This window comes from Streptomyces sp. NBC_00038 (genome assembly GCF_026343635.1).
Taxonomy (GTDB): domain Bacteria; phylum Actinomycetota; class Actinomycetes; order Streptomycetales; family Streptomycetaceae; genus Streptomyces.
Window position 1 is genome coordinate 6,821,759 of sequence record NZ_JAPELQ010000001.1, and the last position, 16,540, is coordinate 6,838,298.

The 16,540-nt window shown below is 69.4% G+C and carries 16 protein-coding genes; 9 read left to right on the top strand and 7 right to left on the bottom strand.

The genetic code is table 11. The features are described 5' to 3' along the window. Positions 1 to 44 precede the first annotated feature (44 nt). The gene (locus OG219_RS31040) at positions 45 to 566 is read left to right on the top strand and encodes a GNAT family N-acetyltransferase (RefSeq protein WP_266832014.1); all 522 of its coding nucleotides are present in this window, start codon (positions 45 to 47) and stop codon (positions 564 to 566) included. Here the strand turns inward: OG219_RS31040 and OG219_RS31045 are convergent. Next, complete coding sequence (locus tag OG219_RS31045; protein WP_266832016.1) at positions 551 to 1,063, bottom strand: DinB family protein; 513 nt, start codon at positions 1,061 to 1,063, stop codon at positions 551 to 553. The genes OG219_RS31040 and OG219_RS31045 overlap by 16 nt on opposite strands. A gap of 98 nt (positions 1,064 to 1,161) precedes the next feature. Between OG219_RS31045 and OG219_RS31050 the strand changes: the two genes are divergently transcribed. Next, positions 1,162 to 1,929: a class I SAM-dependent methyltransferase gene (locus OG219_RS31050; protein WP_266832018.1), complete on the top strand. Its 768-nt coding sequence runs from the start codon at positions 1,162 to 1,164 to the stop codon at positions 1,927 to 1,929. Between the two features lie 100 nt (positions 1,930 to 2,029). On the opposite strand, the gene OG219_RS31055 is transcribed toward OG219_RS31050, so the two are convergent. The 3 genes from OG219_RS31055 to mgrA all read right to left on the bottom strand — a co-directional run bounded on the left by OG219_RS31055 (position 2,030) and on the right by mgrA (position 5,384). After that, complete coding sequence (locus tag OG219_RS31055) at positions 2,030 to 3,181, bottom strand: winged helix DNA-binding domain-containing protein (RefSeq protein ID WP_266832020.1); 1,152 nt, start codon at positions 3,179 to 3,181, stop codon at positions 2,030 to 2,032. A gap of 392 nt (positions 3,182 to 3,573) precedes the next feature. Beyond that, positions 3,574 to 3,909 carry a DUF192 domain-containing protein gene (locus OG219_RS31060; RefSeq protein WP_266832022.1) on the bottom strand — a complete coding sequence of 112 codons (336 nt, stop codon included), beginning with the start codon at positions 3,907 to 3,909 and terminating at the stop codon, positions 3,574 to 3,576. Between the two features lie 434 nt (positions 3,910 to 4,343). Next, complete coding sequence (gene mgrA, locus OG219_RS31065) at positions 4,344 to 5,384, bottom strand: L-glyceraldehyde 3-phosphate reductase (protein WP_266832024.1); 1,041 nt, start codon at positions 5,382 to 5,384, stop codon at positions 4,344 to 4,346. Positions 5,385 to 5,537: 153 nt separating this feature from the next. Here mgrA and OG219_RS31070 point away from each other — a divergent pair, with 153 nt between their 5' ends. From OG219_RS31070 to OG219_RS31100, 7 genes are all read left to right on the top strand, one after another. Next, positions 5,538 to 6,311, top strand: coding sequence for an isoprenyl transferase (locus tag OG219_RS31070; protein WP_266832026.1), 774 nt, complete (start codon positions 5,538 to 5,540; stop codon positions 6,309 to 6,311). A gap of 310 nt (positions 6,312 to 6,621) precedes the next feature. Further along, positions 6,622 to 7,947 carry a PhoH family protein gene (locus OG219_RS31075; protein ID WP_266454984.1) on the top strand — a complete coding sequence of 442 codons (1,326 nt, stop codon included), beginning with the start codon at positions 6,622 to 6,624 and terminating at the stop codon, positions 7,945 to 7,947. A gap of 417 nt (positions 7,948 to 8,364) precedes the next feature. Beyond that, positions 8,365 to 9,081, top strand: coding sequence for a transglycosylase SLT domain-containing protein (locus tag OG219_RS31080; RefSeq protein WP_266832029.1), 717 nt, complete (start codon positions 8,365 to 8,367; stop codon positions 9,079 to 9,081). Positions 9,082 to 9,217: 136 nt separating this feature from the next. After that, a complete protein-coding gene (locus OG219_RS31085) occupies positions 9,218 to 10,687 on the top strand; it encodes an AI-2E family transporter (protein ID WP_266832031.1) in 1,470 nt (489 codons plus the stop codon). 284 nt (positions 10,688 to 10,971) lie between these two features. Further along, a complete protein-coding gene (locus OG219_RS31090) occupies positions 10,972 to 11,892 on the top strand; it encodes a MarR family transcriptional regulator (protein WP_323183309.1) in 921 nt (306 codons plus the stop codon). Positions 11,893 to 11,931: 39 nt separating this feature from the next. Then, a complete protein-coding gene (locus tag OG219_RS31095; protein ID WP_266832035.1) occupies positions 11,932 to 12,384 on the top strand; it encodes a roadblock/LC7 domain-containing protein in 453 nt (150 codons plus the stop codon). Positions 12,385 to 12,388: 4 nt separating this feature from the next. After that, positions 12,389 to 12,817: a hypothetical protein gene (locus tag OG219_RS31100; RefSeq protein WP_266832037.1), complete on the top strand. Its 429-nt coding sequence runs from the start codon at positions 12,389 to 12,391 to the stop codon at positions 12,815 to 12,817. A 66-nt stretch (positions 12,818 to 12,883) separates the two neighbouring features. Here OG219_RS31100 and OG219_RS31105 read toward each other — a convergent pair whose 3' ends face one another. The 3 genes from OG219_RS31105 to OG219_RS31115 are packed head-to-tail and all read right to left on the bottom strand — an operon-like array spanning position 12,884 to position 16,433. Then, positions 12,884 to 15,220, bottom strand: coding sequence for an ABC transporter permease (locus tag OG219_RS31105; protein WP_266832039.1), 2,337 nt, complete (start codon positions 15,218 to 15,220; stop codon positions 12,884 to 12,886). Then, entirely contained in the window at positions 15,217 to 15,906 is a 690-nt protein-coding gene (locus tag OG219_RS31110; protein ID WP_266836294.1) for an ABC transporter ATP-binding protein, read from the bottom strand. Before OG219_RS31110 ends, OG219_RS31105 begins: the two co-directional genes overlap by 4 nt. A 2-nt stretch (positions 15,907 to 15,908) precedes the next feature. Next, the gene (locus OG219_RS31115; protein ID WP_266832041.1) at positions 15,909 to 16,433 is read right to left on the bottom strand and encodes a PadR family transcriptional regulator; all 525 of its coding nucleotides are present in this window, start codon (positions 16,431 to 16,433) and stop codon (positions 15,909 to 15,911) included. Positions 16,434 to 16,540: the final 107 nt, after the last annotated feature.

Here is a 16,540-nt window from a genome sequence, read left to right on the forward strand (position 1 = left end):
CGGGGCCCCGGAATTGTCAGTGCCCGGTGCCACACTCGCTCAGCATGAATGACGACGTACGAATCAGGGACGTACAGGACGCTGACCTGGAGCTGTTCTACGAGCAGCAGCTGGACGCGGAGGCGGTGCGGCGGTCGAGGTTCCCCTCCCGGGAACGGGAGGTCTTCATGAACCACTGGGTCACGAAGATCCTCGGCGACAGCACCGTCTTCGTCCAGACGGTCACCGTCGCGGGCGAACAGGCCGGCAACATCATGGCCTGGTGGCACGACCAATTCGGCGGGCAGCGTCAACAGGACCCACAGCGCTTCATCGGCTACTGGTTCGGCCGCCCGTACTGGGGCCGCGGCATCGCGACCGAGGCCCTCACCCTCTTCCTGCGCCTCGAAAAGACCCGCCCCCTGTACGCCGACCCCTTCACCGGCAACACCGCCTCCGTGCGCCTCCTGGAGAAGCACGGCTTCCAGCACACCGGGACGGTCTGCCACGGCGAGAACGAGCACGCCATGCTCGTACTCCCAGAGCACCCGGAGCTCCCCGAGGAGGGCGGTCAGTCCCGCCGGTGATCCCCCGCCCCGCCGTCGATCAACTCCCGCACGATGTCCATGTGTCCCGCGTGCCGTGCCGTCTCCTCGACCATGTGGACCAGGACCCAGCGCAGGGAGACGGTCGTGCCGTGCGAGGACTTGCCGAGGTCGTCGAGGGAGAGCTCGTCGATGGTGCGGTCGGCGGCGGCGCGGGCGCGACCGTAGAACTCCACGATCTGCGCCGTCGTCTCGCCCTGGCCCGCGCTCATGTCCTCCGCGGCGAACGGGTCGAACCAAAGGGGCTCGACCTCGCGCCCGAAGGTCGTGCAGAACCAGCCGTACTCGACCGACGCGAGGTGCTTCACCAGGCCCAGCAGGTTCGTGCCCGACGGCGTCATCACGCGCCGCACCTGCTCGTCGTCGAGCCCCTCCAGCTTCCACAGCACGGCATCCCTGTGCCGGTTGAGACTTGCGTGCAGGATTTCCTTCTCGCCACCGGTGTACGGCACCCGCTCGGCCCCTGGATTCGTCGTCATGCCCGGAACGTAACAGCGGCCACTGACAACCCGGGGCGACTGCGCGACGCGCTGGAAATCATTCGTGGCACCGCCCGCCCCTTGAGAAGATCCGCCGCATGACCGCGAACCGCACCTTTGAAGCCCTCGTCGCCGAAGCCGAGGCGGCGTCCGTCGAGGGCTGGGACTTCTCCTGGTTCGAGGGCCGGGCCACCGAGGAGCGGCCCTCGTGGGGTTACGCGCGGGCGATGGGGGAGCGGCTCGCGTCCGCGTCCGCCGCGCTCGACATCCAGACCGGCGGGGGTGAAGTCCTCGCCTCCGCACCGAAGTTGCCTCCGCTCACCGCCGCCACCGAAGGCTGGCCGCCGAACGTCGCCGAGGCCACCGCCCTCCTCCACCCGCGCGGCGCCGTCGTGGTCGCCTCCCCGGAGGACGCGCCACTGCCCTTCGCCGCCGACGCCTTCGACCTGGTCGTCAGCCGTCACCCCGTCCGCACCCACTGGGACGAGATCACGCGCGTCCTGCGCCCCGGCGGCACGTACTTCTCCCAGCAGGTCGGCCCGGCCAGCGTCTTCGAGCTCATCGAGTACTTCCTCGGTCCGCAGCCGGCCGAAGCCAGGAACGGCCGTCACCCCGACCGCGCCCGCTCCGCAGCCGAGGCCGCCGGACTCGACCTCGTCGACCTGCGCTCGGAACGCCTCCGCATCGAGTTCCACGACATCGGAGCCGTCGTCCACTTCCTCCGCAAGGTGATCTGGATGGTCCCCGGCTTCACCGTCGACCAGTACCTCCCCCAACTCCACGCCCTGCACGAGCAGATCGAGACCGAGGGCTCCTTCATCGCCCACAGCACCCGCTTCCTCATCGAAGCCCGGAAGCCGGGATAGCGCGCGGCCGGGGCCTGTCCGGCGGATCCCGCCGGAGGCGACCGACGGCAACACCGCAGATGGGCGCTCGCAACTGCACGCACCCCCCGGCCGAAAAGGCCTACGCATGCGCCCCCGCCGTCACCTCCCCGATCACCAACTCCGCCTTCGCCTCCAGCACTTCCCCCACCCGCTCCACCCGCACGGCCAACTCCCGTTCCCGCGCCGCCGTCAGCCGACCCAGCGGCTCCACCGTGACCGTCGTACGCCGACCTTGGCGGCGCTGGTGCCAGACCCCCGCGACCACGCCGTCGACCAGAAGCACCGGGTAGTTGCCGGCCTGGCCGCCGGCGAGGGCGCGCTCGTACGCCGGCCCCGGGAACAAGGTCTCGCGCGGCTGGGCGGCGATGGCGTACGCGTCGAAGTACGGGAGCAGCCGCACCCCGCGCACGGGTGCCGCCGGGAACTCCGTGTCGCCCGCAACCACCCAGGCCGGTCCTCCCTCGAAGCCGACCTCTTCGATCTCACCGGCAGCGGCGGAGGAGGCGAACAGCTCTCCCGCCCAACCCCGCGGCGCCGCCAGCCACTTGGCGAAGTGCGCCGCCGTCGCCGGTCCGTAGGCGCGCAGATAACGCCGTACGAGCGTCGAGAGCGCCGCATTCTCCGCGAGCGGTTCGAAGCGCGGAGGCCGTGTATAGGTCACCTTGCGGCCCCGGTTCGGTCCGAAACACAGTGCGCCCCGCTGCCCCGCCCGGTGCATCACCTGGCGCCAGCGCGGCCACATGGTCTGGAAGGCGGGCATCACCAGGTCCCCGGCCCACGGCCCGGTGCGCGCCACGACCTCCTCGCTCAGCTCGTCGATGGTCAGGTACGTGCCGTCCAGGGCGTCCCCGATCGCCGCGACCACCTCTTCCGCCTGCGCCCCGGTGAGCCGCGCGTTCGGCGCGAACGGGCCCGAACCAGTCGGAATCGCCGCCAACGCGGTTGTCCAGAAGGGGAGTTCGGAGGTGGGCAGCAGATGCACGGTGCCCCGGGGGCCGTGCATCTTCACCAGCGACCGGTGCTCCCACAGTGCCGCGCGTACGTCCGCCCGCGTCACCCCCTCCGCCCGCACCCCCACCGACACCTCTGCCGCCGACAGCACCTGCGCGTGAGCGCCGAGCATCGCGCCGACCACCTCGGCCACGGGGGTGCCGGTCTTCGCGGGCGCGGTGAGGAACTGCCGTTCCAGCCGCCGCGCGCTCGCCTCGTCCCATGTGATCTTCACGGTCATGAGGGCGACGCTAGACCCGAAAGAGGTCAGATTCTGTCCGCTGAGGGGGCGGGAACTGATTGACCGAAAACAGGCTGATGCGGCCCATTCCGCATGAGATGTCCGTCCATATGGTGGACACCCGGCAGTCGGTGGCGACGCGCGGGTGGGTGCGTGTCCGGGGTGTGGCGGACAACTCACAGGGTTTCCACATCGTTATCGAGAGTGGCTCGCCCCGGCTGTTTGCCTCAAGTAAGTTCAGACCAAGGTAATTCGCGTGAGCAAAGTTGCGCGTGTGGCACCGCGCAGTGGAGGGGGCTGCGCGGTGCTGCGTCCTCTTTCCTGACGCGACGTCACCGGTCAGCGGCCCATGTCACCGGCATCGGACGGACGTCACCGGCATCGGACCGAGGTCACCGGCCCTGGATCGCGAGCCGCACCCCGCGCCGCAGACCCCACCGCTCCATCGCCCCGGCTTCCGCCTCCAGGACGTGCCTGGCCCGCAGGCGCGGCAGCCCCACCCGGCCCGGACGCATCGTCCGTACCGCCAGGACCCGGAATTTTCCGTCCAGGTGGGCGACGTCGATCGCGAACCGCATCCCCAGGGTGTGCACCGAGCTCGCCGGACTCAGCAACAGCGCCCCCTCGATCCCCTCCCGCCCGAGCAGCCCGCGTCGCCGGGCACGCGCCGACTCGGCGAGCTCCAGGGGTACCGGCTCGGGACTCTCGGGAGTGGTGAACGTCGCCATGGCTGCGAAGTTAGCGGTGGCGTCAAGCTGCCGTTCCCGACGCGCGTCACCCTCTTGGAGTACGTCCCGGCGCGTCGCCGAGGAAAACACAATCAGCGAGCAAACCCTCCGGATCTTTCCGAATCCTCCGCGGTTCTCGGCGAACCCCTTTGAATCCGCTGTGATTCGGCCAAGATCGCACCCTGAATCCGGGCTTCCGGGCCCATCGCGGCGTTGCCGGGCGATTCCGGAGAGTAGTTGTGGCACGCCGATGCACGCAGCATCACTTACGAAGGGTTATGGTGGAAACCCCCCCTCGGGCCGGTCCGTCTCCCCCCCACGGACCGGCCCGTTTTTTGTGCCCGCACGCCGCCCGCCGGACAGGCGCCCCCGGCCCGGGCCCCGGTCGACCCCGGTGACTCAGCGCCGACCGGCCCGGCAGATGTCCGCCCGGCTCAGCGCCGACCGGCCCAGATGTTCGTCCCCGGCGTCGACACCGCGAACGCGTCGATCTCCTTCAGCTCCTCGTCCGTCAGCTTCGGAGCCGACAGCGCCGCCAGGTTCTCCTCCAGCTGCCGCACGCTGGACGCGCCGATGAGGGCGGAGGTCATCCGCTCGTCGCGCAGCACCCAGGTGAGCGCGAGCTGGGCGAGGGACTGGCCGCGCCGGGCCGCGATGTCGTTCAGCCCGTTCAGCCGGCGTACGACATCGGCGTCGCCCGCCAGGCCCGGGTCCAGCGACTTGCCCTGGGTGGCCCGCGAGCCCTCCGGGATGCCCTTCAGGTACTTGCCCGTGAGCAGGCCCTGCGCGAGCGGCGCGAAGGAGATGCAGCCCATGCCGGCCGCCTCCAGCGCGTCGAGCAGGCCGTCGTCCTCCGTCCAGCGGTTGATCATCGAGTACGAGGGCTGGTGGATGAGCGGACGCACTCCCATCCCGGTCAGGATCGAGGCCGCCTCGGCGGTCTGCTCGGCGCTGTACGAGGACACCCCCGCATACAGCGCCTTGCCCTGCTGGACCGCGGACGCGAGCGCGCCCATCGTCTCCTCCAGCGGGGTGTCCGGATCGAAGCGGTGCGAGTAGAAGATGTCCACGTACTCGACACCCATCCGCTTCAGCGAGGCGTCCAGGGACGACAGCAGGTACTTGCGGGAACCCCACTCGCCGTAAGGGCCGGGGTGCATGAGGTAGCCCGCCTTGGTCGACAGGACCAACTCGTCCCGGTAGGGCGCGAAGTCCTGCTTCAGCAGCTTGCCGAAGTTGAGCTCCGCGGAGCCGGGCGGCGGCCCGTAGTTGTTCGCCAGGTCGAAGTGCGTGACGCCCAGGTCGAAGGCGCGCCGCAGGATCGCGCGCTGGGAGTCGAGGCCGCGGTCGTCGCCGAAGTTGTGCCACAGGCCCAGTGAGACGGCGGGCAGATTGAGTCCGCTGCGTCCCGTACGCCGGTATTCCATCGAGTCGTACCGCTCCGTCGAGGCGCGGTATACAGACGAGTCGTTCATGGTTACGAAGCTACGTCAGCGCACTGACAACTCACAGGAGAGCCCCGTACTCCATCACAGGGGAGCCCTGTACCCCAAGGGAACACTGCCTTCCCACAGGGGTAGGGTGTCGGCCCTGGGGGATCGTCATCTGCACGGAGGGGCTGACAACACGTGAACCTGCGCGACAACCTGCGCCGTCTGCTGGTCAGGTTCTATGCACGCAGGGTGGAAGGCCACCTCGACCACGATCAGGTGCCCAAGCACATCGGCGTCATCATGGACGGCAACCGGCGCTGGGCGAAGGCGGCGGGCTCCACCGCCGCACACGGGCACCGGGCCGGAGCCGAGAAGATCGAGGAGTTCCTCGGCTGGTGCTCCGAGACCGATGTCGAGGTCGTCACCCTGTGGCTGCTTTCGACGGACAACTTCGACCGTCCCGCTGAGGAGCTCGTCCCGCTCCTCGGGATCATCGAGAACGTCGTCCGCACCCTCGCCGCCGACGGCCGCTGGCGCGTCCACCACGTGGGCACCCCCGACCTGCTGCCCGGCCAGATGCAGAACGCCCTCAAGGAGGCCGAGGAGTCCACCGCGCACGTCGACGGAATAGTCGTCAACGTCGCCATCGGCTACGGCGGCCGCCAGGAGATCGCCGACGCCGTGCGCTCGATGCTCCTCGACGCCGCCGACAAGGGCGCCTCGATCGAGGACGTCGCCGAGTCCGTCGACATCGACCTCATCGGCAAGCACCTCTACACGAGCGGCCAGCCGTTCCCCGACCTGGTGATCCGCACGAGCGGCGAACAGCGGCTGTCCGGATTCATGCTCTGGCAGACGGCCCACTCGGAGTACTACTTCTGCGAGGTCTTCTGGCCGGCCTTCCGCAAGGTCGACTTCCTGCGCGCCCTGCGTGACTACGCGGCGCGACACCGGCGTTACGGCGGCTGACCCACGGGTCCACTCGGGACGCCGTACGGGACACGCGTCATCTGGAGTTAACGAACACGTGGTCATATGCCCTGGCATGGCAGTGCGTGTTCGAGGGCATAAGCCATGCAGGTCGATGCCCGAACCACGGGCGTCGGATCTCAGCGGACGGCACGGGGCCGTCCGCCCGGGAGGCCCTTTGCACCAGCCCGACCGTGCGGTCAGTACGGACGAAGCGGAGGGCCGGTTTTCGGCCCGCGCATCGGCGCCGCAGACCGGTCCAGAACTCCTCCGTCGCTCCCCGACCTCATCCGAGGGGGTACGTCCTTCCGTGGTGACCAGCACAAAGCGCCGTATGCCAGACCGGCGCACCTATGTTCTCGACACCAGCGTCCTGCTAGCCGACCCGAACGCCCTGAACCGCTTCGACGAGCACGAAGTAGTGCTGCCGATCGTCGTGGTCACGGAGTTGGAGGCCAAGAGGCACCATCCCGAACTCGGCTACTTCGCCAGGCAGGCCCTGCGTCTGCTCGACGAGTTCCGGGTGCGGTTCGGCCGCCTCGACGCCCCTCTCCCGATCGGGGATCTCGGAGGGACGCTACGAGTCGAGCTCAATCACTCGGACCCCAGCGTGCTGCCCAGCGGGTACCGCCTGGGGGACAACGACTCCCGCATCCTCGCGGTCGCCCGCAATCTGCAGGCCGAGGGGTACGACGTCACGGTCGTGTCGAAAGACCTGCCGCTCAGGATCAAGGCATCCTCCGTCGGACTCCTCGCCGAGGAGTACCGCGCGGAGCTCGCCATCACGGGCAATTCCGGCTGGACCGGAATGTCCGAACTGACCCTTGCGGGCGAGCAGGTGGACATCCTCTTCGACGAGGGCCACGCGTACGTCCCCGAGGCGGCGGACCTGCCGGTCCACACGGGCCTGACGATCCAGTCGGAGCGCGGCAAGGCCCTGGGCCGCGTCACGTCCGAGGGCAACGTCCGGCTCGTACGCGGCGATCGCGAGGCCTTCGGTATCAAGGGGAGGAGTGCGGAGCAGCGCATCGCCCTCGACCTTCTCCTCGACCCGGACATCGGGATCGTGTCGATGGGCGGCCGGGCCGGCACCGGAAAGTCCGCGCTCGCGCTCTGCGCGGGTCTGGAGGCCGTCCTGGAGCGGCGCCAGCACCAGAAGGTGATGGTCTTCCGGCCGCTGTACGCGGTGGGCGGGCAGGAGCTCGGCTATCTGCCCGGCTCCGAGTCGGAGAAGATGAGCCCGTGGGCGCAGGCGGTCTTCGACACCCTGTCGGCCGTCACCTCGCGCGAGGTCATCGAAGAGGTCACCGCACGCGGCATGCTGGAGGTCCTGCCGCTCACCCACATCCGCGGCCGCTCCCTGCACGACGCGTTCGTGATCGTGGACGAGGCGCAGTCGCTGGAACGGAATGTGCTGCTGACCGTGCTCTCGCGAATCGGCGCCAATTCACGGGTCGTTCTGACCCATGACGTGGCACAAAGGGACAATTTGCGAGTCGGTCGGTACGACGGCGTGGTGGCCGTCGTCGAAAAGCTGAAGGGACATCCGCTTTTCGCGCACGTGACCCTGAACCGGTCCGAGAGGTCCCAGATCGCGGCACTAGTGACCGAAATGCTGGAGGACGGGCAAATCTGAGCCATCTGACCTACCCTGACCTATTCCGTCAATCGGTGGCGGATGCACGGTAGTTGGCGCCGTCCGGCAAAGGCGAAGAGCCTAGCCGGGCGGCGTCTTGGTGCGTGCTCGTTTCCGGAAAACTCCCGGGGCAAACGAGGTGTGAGCTTTCACACGCAACTCAGAATTGCCCTGCGGCGTCGGGTTACGGCAGAGTCTCACTCCTGTCAGGCCCCGCATACGACACACCTGTACCCCCAGCGGTACGGCACAACAGGAACCTCAGAACTCCATAGAGCCGTCGTATGCCGCCCGCGCACCACGCGGCGCTCCCCGCAAGGGAGTTGCCCACCGGGCCCGCGCCTCCCGTGACCCCGCAGTTGGGAGGCCAGCGTCAAAGGGGCACGATTGCGTCCGCGAGGGTCACCTAAGCGGGCGATGCTGGAAGGAAACCGTGTGAGCCGGATTTCGGTCCGGGGATTCGCAGTGGCCTCGGCCACCGCGGTCACCGCTGTCGGAAGCGTCGTCGGAGTTGCCTCGGGCAGCACCGCTGTTCCCTCGAACGACGCCGAGGCGACGGCAAGCGACGCGACTCTCCTCGCGGACATACCGGCGGGCCAGCAGGCCCAGGTACAGACCGCATCCCTGACGCAGCAGGCCACCGCTCAGGCCATCCAGGCCGACGCGAGCGCCAAGAAGGACGCGGAGGAGGCTGCCCGCAAGCAGGCCGCCGACGACGCCGTCGCGAAGCAGAAGGCCGCGGAGAAGGCCGAGCAGGAAGCCAAGGAGCGCGAGGAAGCCGAGGAAGCGGCCAGCCGCGACGCGACACGCGACGCCAGCAGCTTCGCCGTCCAGTCCTCCTACACCATCGCGCAGATCCAGGCGATGGCGCAGTCCATGGTCCCGAGTGGTCAGTACCAGTGCTTCAGCAACATCGTGGACCACGAGTCCAGCTGGAACTACCAGGCGGTCAACGCCTCCTCGGGTGCCTACGGTCTCTTCCAGGCCCTGCCCGGCTCCAAGATGTCGTCCGTCGGTTCCGACTGGCAGACCAACCCGGCCACCCAGATCAAGTGGGGCCTCAACTACATGAACGACCGCTACGGCAGCCCCTGTGATGCCTGGTCGTTCTGGCAGGCCAACAACTGGTACTGAGGCAGCGCCCAGCGCACCGACGCTCAACCTTTCGGAGCCCCTCCCCGTCCTACGGTGAGGGGCTTCGGCCATGTACGGTCGGATCCGACGACTCCAGGGGGGAGTGGTGGGGCGCAACGGGGGAAGAGGACGGATCATGTCGCGCGTACCGGATTGGCTCGGCCGGATGGGAGCCGGACTGACCGAGCTGGGCAAGCGGTTGGACGAGCGACGGGCCGAGGTGGAGCGGGAGTCGCAGTCCGGGCCGGACGAACCGCCGGCGCGGGACACTGCTCGGGCAGGTGGCGCGTCCTCGGCGGGCGCCCCGCCCTCGCCGGACGACGCGGCCTCCGGAGCGGCCAAGTCCTCAGGGCGCGCACAGTCGCCGTCGGGCGCGCCCGGTTCCCCCGACGCGGCAGTGGTCTCCGACCTCGCCGGTGCCCCCGCCGACCCCGCCTCGCCTCCCGCCCCTGTCCCCGCCCCCGCGCCTCCCGCGTACGCGACCGCGGTGTCTTCACGCCCCGACCCCGCCGTGGCAGTGCCATGGGGTGTACGGGTCGCGGCCGAGGCCGGCTGGCGGCTGCTCGTACTCGCGGGCACCCTCTGGGTGTTGATGCGGGTCATCAGTTCCGTACAACTCGTGGTGTTCGCCTTCGTGGCCGCGCTGCTCATCACCGCGATCCTGCAGCCCACCGTGGCCCGGCTGACCCGCTACGGGGTGCCGCGCGGGCTGGCCACCGCGCTCACCGCGATCCTCGGCTTCGTCGTCATCGGGCTGATCGGCTGGTTCGTGGTCTGGCAGGTCCAGGAGAACATCGACAACCTCTCCGACCAGATCCAGGACGGCGTCGACGAGTTGCGGAACTGGCTCCTCAACAGCCCGTTCCATGTGACGGACAAGCAGATCAACGAGATCGCCAAGAACCTGCGCGACGCGATCGGCACGAACACGGATCAGATCACGTCGGCGGGCCTCGAAGGCGTGACGGTCATCGTCGAAGCCCTCACCGGCATCCTCCTGACCATGTTCTCCACGCTGTTCCTGCTCTACGACGGCAAGAAGATCTGGCAGTGGTCGCTCAAGCTGGTTCCGGCGGCGGCCCGTCCGGGCGTCGCGGGGGCGGGCCCGCGGGCCTGGCGCACGCTGACCGCGTACGTCCGCGGCACGGTGATAGTGGCGTTGATCGACGCGACCTTCATCGGCCTCGGCATCTACTTCCTCGACGTCCCGATGGCCGTACCGCTCGCCGTCTTCATCTTCCTCGGCGCGTTCATCCCGCTCGTGGGTGCGGTGATCTCGGGAGCGCTCGCGGTGGTGGTCGCCCTCGTGACGCAGGGCCCCTTCACGGCGGTCATGGTGCTGGTCGTGGTCCTCGCCGTGCAGCAGATCGAGGGGCACATCCTGCAGCCGTTCATCCTTGGCCGGGCCGTACGGGTGCATCCGCTGGCGGTCGTCCTGTCGGTCGCCGCGGGCGGGATGGTCGCCGGGATCGGCGGCGCGGTGGTGGCCGTGCCGCTGGTGGCGGTCACCAACACCGTGGTGGGCTACCTGCGTTCGTATGCCGCCGATGAGCCTCGGGGCGCCACGGCGTTGGATCTGGCTCCGGTGCGGGAGCCGTGGGCGTAGGCGGTAACCGCCATACATAGTCGATCATTTGGACGACCGATGAAGCCCCTCGGCAGGCGGGATATTTCAACTTCCGTCAGGTAGTGCGACTCTCGCTGAAATATGCGCCCGGACTGATAAACCTACTCCCTCAGTGTGACTCATCAGGCGTCTGTGCGAGGCGTCCGGAAGTTTCAAGGGGAGTGATGTCGGGCGTTCGGGATTCCCTTGGCCGGGTCGGATACGACCTGTTGTGGCGCGCGCTGAGCGAGTGCCATGACGTGCGGGCGACGGGGAAACTGCGAGTGTCCGGGAAGCCCGGGGGAGTCTTCCACCTGCGTGACGGACTCGTCGTCGCCGTCGAGAGCCCCGGCGCCCCGGGGGCCGAGGCGCGGTTCCTGCGCTCCGGTCGTATCAGCGGTGAGCAGTGGTCCGAGCTGCTCCGGGAGGCCGGGGACGCGCGCTGGCCGGAGGCCGGGCTGATCGCACACGGTTATGCGGGGGCCGCGCAGCTCAGGGTCGTCCGCATGATGGCGATGCAGGACGCGGCCTTCGCCGTCGTCGCCGGAAGCGTCGAAGACTGCACACCGTTCGACGCGACCTCCGAGCCGTACGCGCCGGTCTCCCTCGGGGAGTCGCCCTGGCGGCTGCTGCAGGAGGCGACGCGGAAGCTGGCCGCCGTCGCCGGGCTGCCGTACCCCGTACGCCCCGATCGTGAACGACCCGCGCCCGCCGCCATTCCGGACGATGTCGCCGATCAACTTCCCCAGTTGCAAAGGGAGTTGATAGCGCACGCCGACGGTCGGCGGACGGCCCGCGACATCGCGTTCGTGACCGGCCTCGGTGTCTACACCGTGACGGTCGGGATGGCCCGGATGCTCGGCGAGGGCCTGCTGGAGCCGGCGGGGGAGACCGGGAGCGCCGCCCCGATCGCCGTCCGGGTTCCCGCGGCCGGCGTGCTGAGCCGCAGGTCGCCGGCCGCCGCCCCTCGGATGGATCCCGCGGTGGTCCTGGCGCTGGCTTCCGCGCTGGGTGACGGCGGGGTCTCCCAGGAACCGTCCCAGGAACCGTCCCCGGAGCCCGAGTCGGACACCTCGTCCCTTCCTCGCCGCAAGCCCGGGGCGAGTGGAATCACCGAAGCTCTCGCCCCGGAAAGGACCGGGGGGAGCTGGAAAGGGTTCTTCCGTCTGCGGAACCGGATATGGACCCCGGATTCCGGTACCTGAAATCGATCACATGCGTACGAATATCAGGGAGTTCAGTACATGAATCACGAGGCACTTGCCATGGAAATGAGAGGCCTCCGGGAGCAGGTGACCGGAATCACCGACACCGCGGTGGCGGCCGCCGACGGACTGCTCATCGCCGCGGACACCGCCGACACCATCGACTCGGAGTGCCTCGCCGCGATCGCCGCCGCGGGCCTGGGCATCGCGCGCCGCACGACCGCGGCGGCCGGCCGGGGCACGTTCCGGCAGACGGTGACGTACGGCAGCCAGGGCTGCGCCGCCTTCTACGCCGTCGGCGACACCGCGCTGATGGTCGTACTCGGCGACGAGGGCATCGACCTCGAACGGCTCCACGAGCAGACCCGGCCGGCGCTGGGACGCATCGGATCGATCCTCACCGCACCCGAATCCGTGACCGACAGCCCGCCCGCAACCGCGCCCGAATCCATGACCGAAACCGCGGTCGAAACCGCGACCGAAGGGGCCTGACGACATGGCAACCAAGCGAATGACGGCCGGCTTCTCGGACCAGGTCATGGGCCTCGTCAAAGCGCTCCGCGCCGACGCACCGGACTGCGTCGCCTCGGGCGTGGTCGACATGTCGACCGGAATGCTGCTGTCGTACGAGACCGCGGACAACCACCCGCCCGAGGTACTGGACCTGCTCGCGGGTGCGACCCTCGACCTGTTCCAGGGGCGCACGGTCCAGATGATCGAGGACGTCTTCAAGGAACGCCGGGGCATCCAGACCGACCAGCACTTCTTCCAGGAGATCCTGGTGAACAGCGACAACCTCACCCATCTGTTCGTGCGCATGACCGAGCAGCAGGACGTGGTCGCCGTGGTCGTCTGCCGCAAGTCGGTGAACGTGGGCATGCTCTTCGCCCAAGTCCGGCGCGTGGTACGGGAGTACGGCCTCTGAACGCGAGCCGGTGGCCCTCCCGGGCTGGGAGGGCCACCGGTGCCGAGGGTCCACGAGTACGGCGTACTACTCCGTACGCAGCCCCTCGGGCCGCATCATCCGTACCAGCGGCGGCAGGCTGAGCAGCGTCACCACCAGGACCACCAGCGCGCCCATGCCCGTCATGGACAGCACGCTCATCCAGTCCACGGCGACCGGGGTGTCGGTCATCTTCAGCAGGACCGTGCCGAGGGTCAGGCCCACCGCCGCCGCCAGCACCAGACCGATTCCGACCGGCACCGCGGTCTGCCACAGCACCGACAGGCTCAGCGTGCGGCGCCGGGTGCCGAAGGCGACCAGGGCCGAAAGCAGCCTCCTGCGCTCTCGCAGCTGCTCCAGCTGCGAGACCAGCAGGCTCGCGCCGATCAGCCCCAGGACACAGGTCGCGCCGATGAACAGCCCGGTGCGGATCGATTCGTAACGCTGAGAGTCGGTGCTGGGCATGAACCACTGCGAGTCCCTGGTCAGCGGGCTGATCTCCGCCATGGTGTTGCGTACGTACTCCTCCACGTCCGGGATGGACGTGTCGAGCCGGAGGTAGATCTCACTCCTGAGCGCCGCGGCAGCTTCCTCGGGCAGTGCGCCGGGCGTGGCCAGGATCCCTCCGCGCTCGGAGCCGAACGGGTCGAGGCGGGTCCCGGCCTTCTTGATGCCCTGGGGAATCGTCAGGGCGACCTCCTTGCCCCTGATCGATTCGGGGTAGGAAGGGTCAAGGTAGACCGTGCGGCCGGGCTCGCTCATCTTCGGCGTGTCCGTGTCGTACTCGGCGCCCACCGCGGCGAAGACGTCGCCGTCGCTGCAGGAGGTCACCTTCGCCAGTTCGCGCAGGGTCGCGCAGTCGGCGACCGTGAGACTTGAGTACATCTCGGGTTCCATCCGCCGCTCGCCCAGCTCGACGGTGGCGAACGCCGTCGTGTCGCGCACACCCCGGGTCTTCGCCAACTTCCGGTCCGCGTCGGCGAGCGGGACGCCGTGCGGCAGTTGGACCGTCATCTGGACGTCCGCCGTGTTCGCCCCCGCGGGCGTGGGTTCCGTGTACGCGGCGGAGGTCCCGGCGAAGAGCATCTGCAGGGCGATCGCGCCGGCCACCGCCACCGCGATGCCGTTGACCATGCGGGCCGCCGTGCCGCTGCTCAACTGGAGCCTGCGGACCGCGAGTTGCCAGGAGACGCTGCCCGAGCCGAGCCGGGCGACGACGGCCTCCACGACCCACGGGAGCAGCGCGGTGATGCCGACGAGCAGCAGGATGACACCGCCGCTCACCATGTACTGGTTGAAGTCTCCGTTGTCCCTGCCCTGCCCGATCATCGGGTAGAGCAGCGCGAGCCCGCCGAGCGGCAGCAGCAGCCGCCACCAGAGCCGGCGCCGCGGGGGCCTGGCCGTGCGCACCACGCCGAGCGGCTCGATGACCACCCCGCGCATCGCGAGCAGCGTCACCGCGACCGCCGCGGCCGGAACCGCGACCGCTACCAGCAGGGCCAGCACGAGCGACGGGTCGAGGTAGCTCGGGAACACGCTGACGCCGAGGATCTCGACGGAGCCCGCCACCTGACGCCCGAGCATGAAGAACCCGGCGCCGAACGCCAGCCCCAGCACGGCACCGGCCAGCGCCTCGCCCGCGGCGATCCGGCGGGTCATCCCGCTGTCGGCGCCGACCAGCCGCAGCGCGGCCAGCCTGCGGTCGCGCCGCTCGCCGCCGAAGCGTACGGCCGCGGCGATGAAGACGCCGACCGGCATCAGCAGCACCACGAAGATCACCAGGATCAGCAGGATCAGTACGGGGTCCCAGGGCTCGGCCGGCGGCCTGTCCGAATTCCCGAACCTGTCGATCCGCGCCACCCTGGAGCCGTCGACCAGCGGGGCGAGCCCCTCGGCACCCATGATGAAGGAGAGTTCGTGCGAGCCGATCAGCCCGCTCTCGCCGATGGTGCCGACGGTGCGGTAGGGCAGGCGCTCCCGCAGCATGCTGCCGCTGTCGGACTTCAGCAGGCGGTCGAGCGCGGGCGACACCACCATCTCGCCCGCTTCGGGGAACTTGGTGACCCCGGGCGGCAGCGGCGCCCGGGCACCCTCGGGCTCCATCGCACGCCCCCGCACGTCCTTCTCGTGGTACGTCGTGTCGACGTTCGCGACGAGCAGCGTGTCGTCCGCCTTGGCCGTGTTCACCCCGCTGTAGGTGAGGTCCAGGCGGGCGTCCTCGCGGTCGTCCCGCGAAGCGAGCATGTTCGGGACGGCGGCGGTGAGCAGCAGCAGCGCCACGCCGAGACCGACGCCGACGGCCGTGAGCAGCACCCGCGCCCAGCCCTCGCGGCCGCCGGTGACCGCGAACTTGGCGCCCATGGAGAGGTCCTTGGCCCAGCTCATACGGCCCGCTCCATGTCCCGGGACCTGCCGTCGCGTACGACGATCTCGCGGTCGGAGTACGCGGCCACCCGCGCCTCGTGCGTGACCAGCACGACGGCGGCGTTGGTCGACCGGGCGGCGTCCGTGAGCAGCTCCATCACCCGCTCGCCGTTGAGCGAGTCGAGGGCGCCGGTGGGCTCGTCGGCGAAGAGCACGCGCGGGCCGGTGACGAGTGCGCGGGACACGGCGACGCGCTGCCCCTGGCCGCCGGAGATCTCACCGGGGCGTTTGCCCCCCAGGTCGTCGACCTCCAGGCGCTCCATCCAGGACAGGGCGGTGCGCTCGGCCTCCTTGCGGCCGGTGCCGTTGAGCCGCAGCGGCAGGGCCACGTTCTCGACGCAGGTCAGTTCGGGGACGAGCTGCCCGAACTGGAACACGAACCCGAACTCGCTCCGGCGCAGGGCGCTGCGCTGGGCGTCGTTCATGGTCGCCATCTCGCGGCCGCCGTACAGGATCGAGCCCGAGTCGGGCGGCACGATCCCGGCGAGGCAGTGCAGCAGCGTGGACTTGCCGGAGCCGGAGGGTCCCATCACGGCGACGACCTCGCCGGGGTGGATGGAGAACTCCGCGCCGTCCAGCGCGGTGGTCGGACCGTAGGTCTTGCGCAGCTCCGAGGCGGTCAGCAGGGAACCGGGGGGAGGGGTCATTGTCATCGGGTCACCGTCTCGGCGAGTTTGTCGAGACGCGCGGCGGTGAGTTCGAGCCACCGCAGATCGGCCTCCAGATGGAAGAGTGCGTGGTCGCAGATCAGCTGGTCCGCGAGATCGCCCTTGCGTTTGCGGTCGGTCAGGATGCGCATCATGCGCAGGTGCTCCGAGCGCTGGGTGTCGAGGATGTCGCTCGCGTCGCGGTGGGTCAGCAGGGCGAGGACGATCTTCGTGTAGAGGGTCGACTGCAGATACGGCTCGGGCTTCTCGGGGGTCGCGAGCCACTGCTGTACGTCGGTGATCCCGGCCTCGGTGATCGCGTACCGCTTGCGCTCGGGACCGTCGCCCGCCTCTATCCCGTCGACCTCCACGAGGCCGTGCTTCAGGAGGCGGGACATCGTCGAGTAGACCTGGCCGTAGTGCAGCGGCCGGTCGTGACCGAACTTTTCGTCGAAGGCCCGCTTGAGGTCGTAACCGTGCCGGGGCCCGGACTCGAGGAGTCCTAGGAGGGTGTGACCGATGGACATGAGGAGGACTATACATAGTGCGTATACATGGCGTGTATACGTGGGGCGTGGAAGGTGCGTGGAGGGCGCGGGGAGGGGCGTGGGGCGCAGGTCAGAAGGGATTGTCA

Excerpts from the sequence above, each read along its gene's own strand:
- OG219_RS31040 (WP_266832014.1), top strand. The coding sequence starts at position 45 with ATGAATGACGACGTACGAATCAGGGACGTACAGGACGCTGACCTGGAG.
- OG219_RS31045 (WP_266832016.1), bottom strand. The coding sequence starts at position 1,063 with ATGACGACGAATCCAGGGGCCGAGCGGGTGCCGTACACCGGTGGCGAG.
- OG219_RS31050 (WP_266832018.1), top strand. The coding sequence starts at position 1,162 with ATGACCGCGAACCGCACCTTTGAAGCCCTCGTCGCCGAAGCCGAGGCG.
- OG219_RS31055 (WP_266832020.1), bottom strand. The coding sequence starts at position 3,181 with ATGACCGTGAAGATCACATGGGACGAGGCGAGCGCGCGGCGGCTGGAA.
- OG219_RS31060 (WP_266832022.1), bottom strand. The coding sequence starts at position 3,909 with ATGGCGACGTTCACCACTCCCGAGAGTCCCGAGCCGGTACCCCTGGAG.
- mgrA (WP_266832024.1), bottom strand. The coding sequence starts at position 5,384 with ATGAACGACTCGTCTGTATACCGCGCCTCGACGGAGCGGTACGACTCG.
- OG219_RS31080 (WP_266832029.1), top strand. The coding sequence starts at position 8,365 with ATGCTGGAAGGAAACCGTGTGAGCCGGATTTCGGTCCGGGGATTCGCA.
- OG219_RS31085 (WP_266832031.1), top strand. The coding sequence starts at position 9,218 with ATGTCGCGCGTACCGGATTGGCTCGGCCGGATGGGAGCCGGACTGACC.
- OG219_RS31095 (WP_266832035.1), top strand. The coding sequence starts at position 11,932 with ATGAATCACGAGGCACTTGCCATGGAAATGAGAGGCCTCCGGGAGCAG.
- OG219_RS31100 (WP_266832037.1), top strand. The coding sequence starts at position 12,389 with ATGGCAACCAAGCGAATGACGGCCGGCTTCTCGGACCAGGTCATGGGC.
- OG219_RS31105 (WP_266832039.1), bottom strand. The coding sequence starts at position 15,220 with ATGAGCTGGGCCAAGGACCTCTCCATGGGCGCCAAGTTCGCGGTCACC.
- OG219_RS31110 (WP_266836294.1), bottom strand. The coding sequence starts at position 15,906 with ATGACCCCTCCCCCCGGTTCCCTGCTGACCGCCTCGGAGCTGCGCAAG.
- OG219_RS31115 (WP_266832041.1), bottom strand. The coding sequence starts at position 16,433 with ATGTCCATCGGTCACACCCTCCTAGGACTCCTCGAGTCCGGGCCCCGG.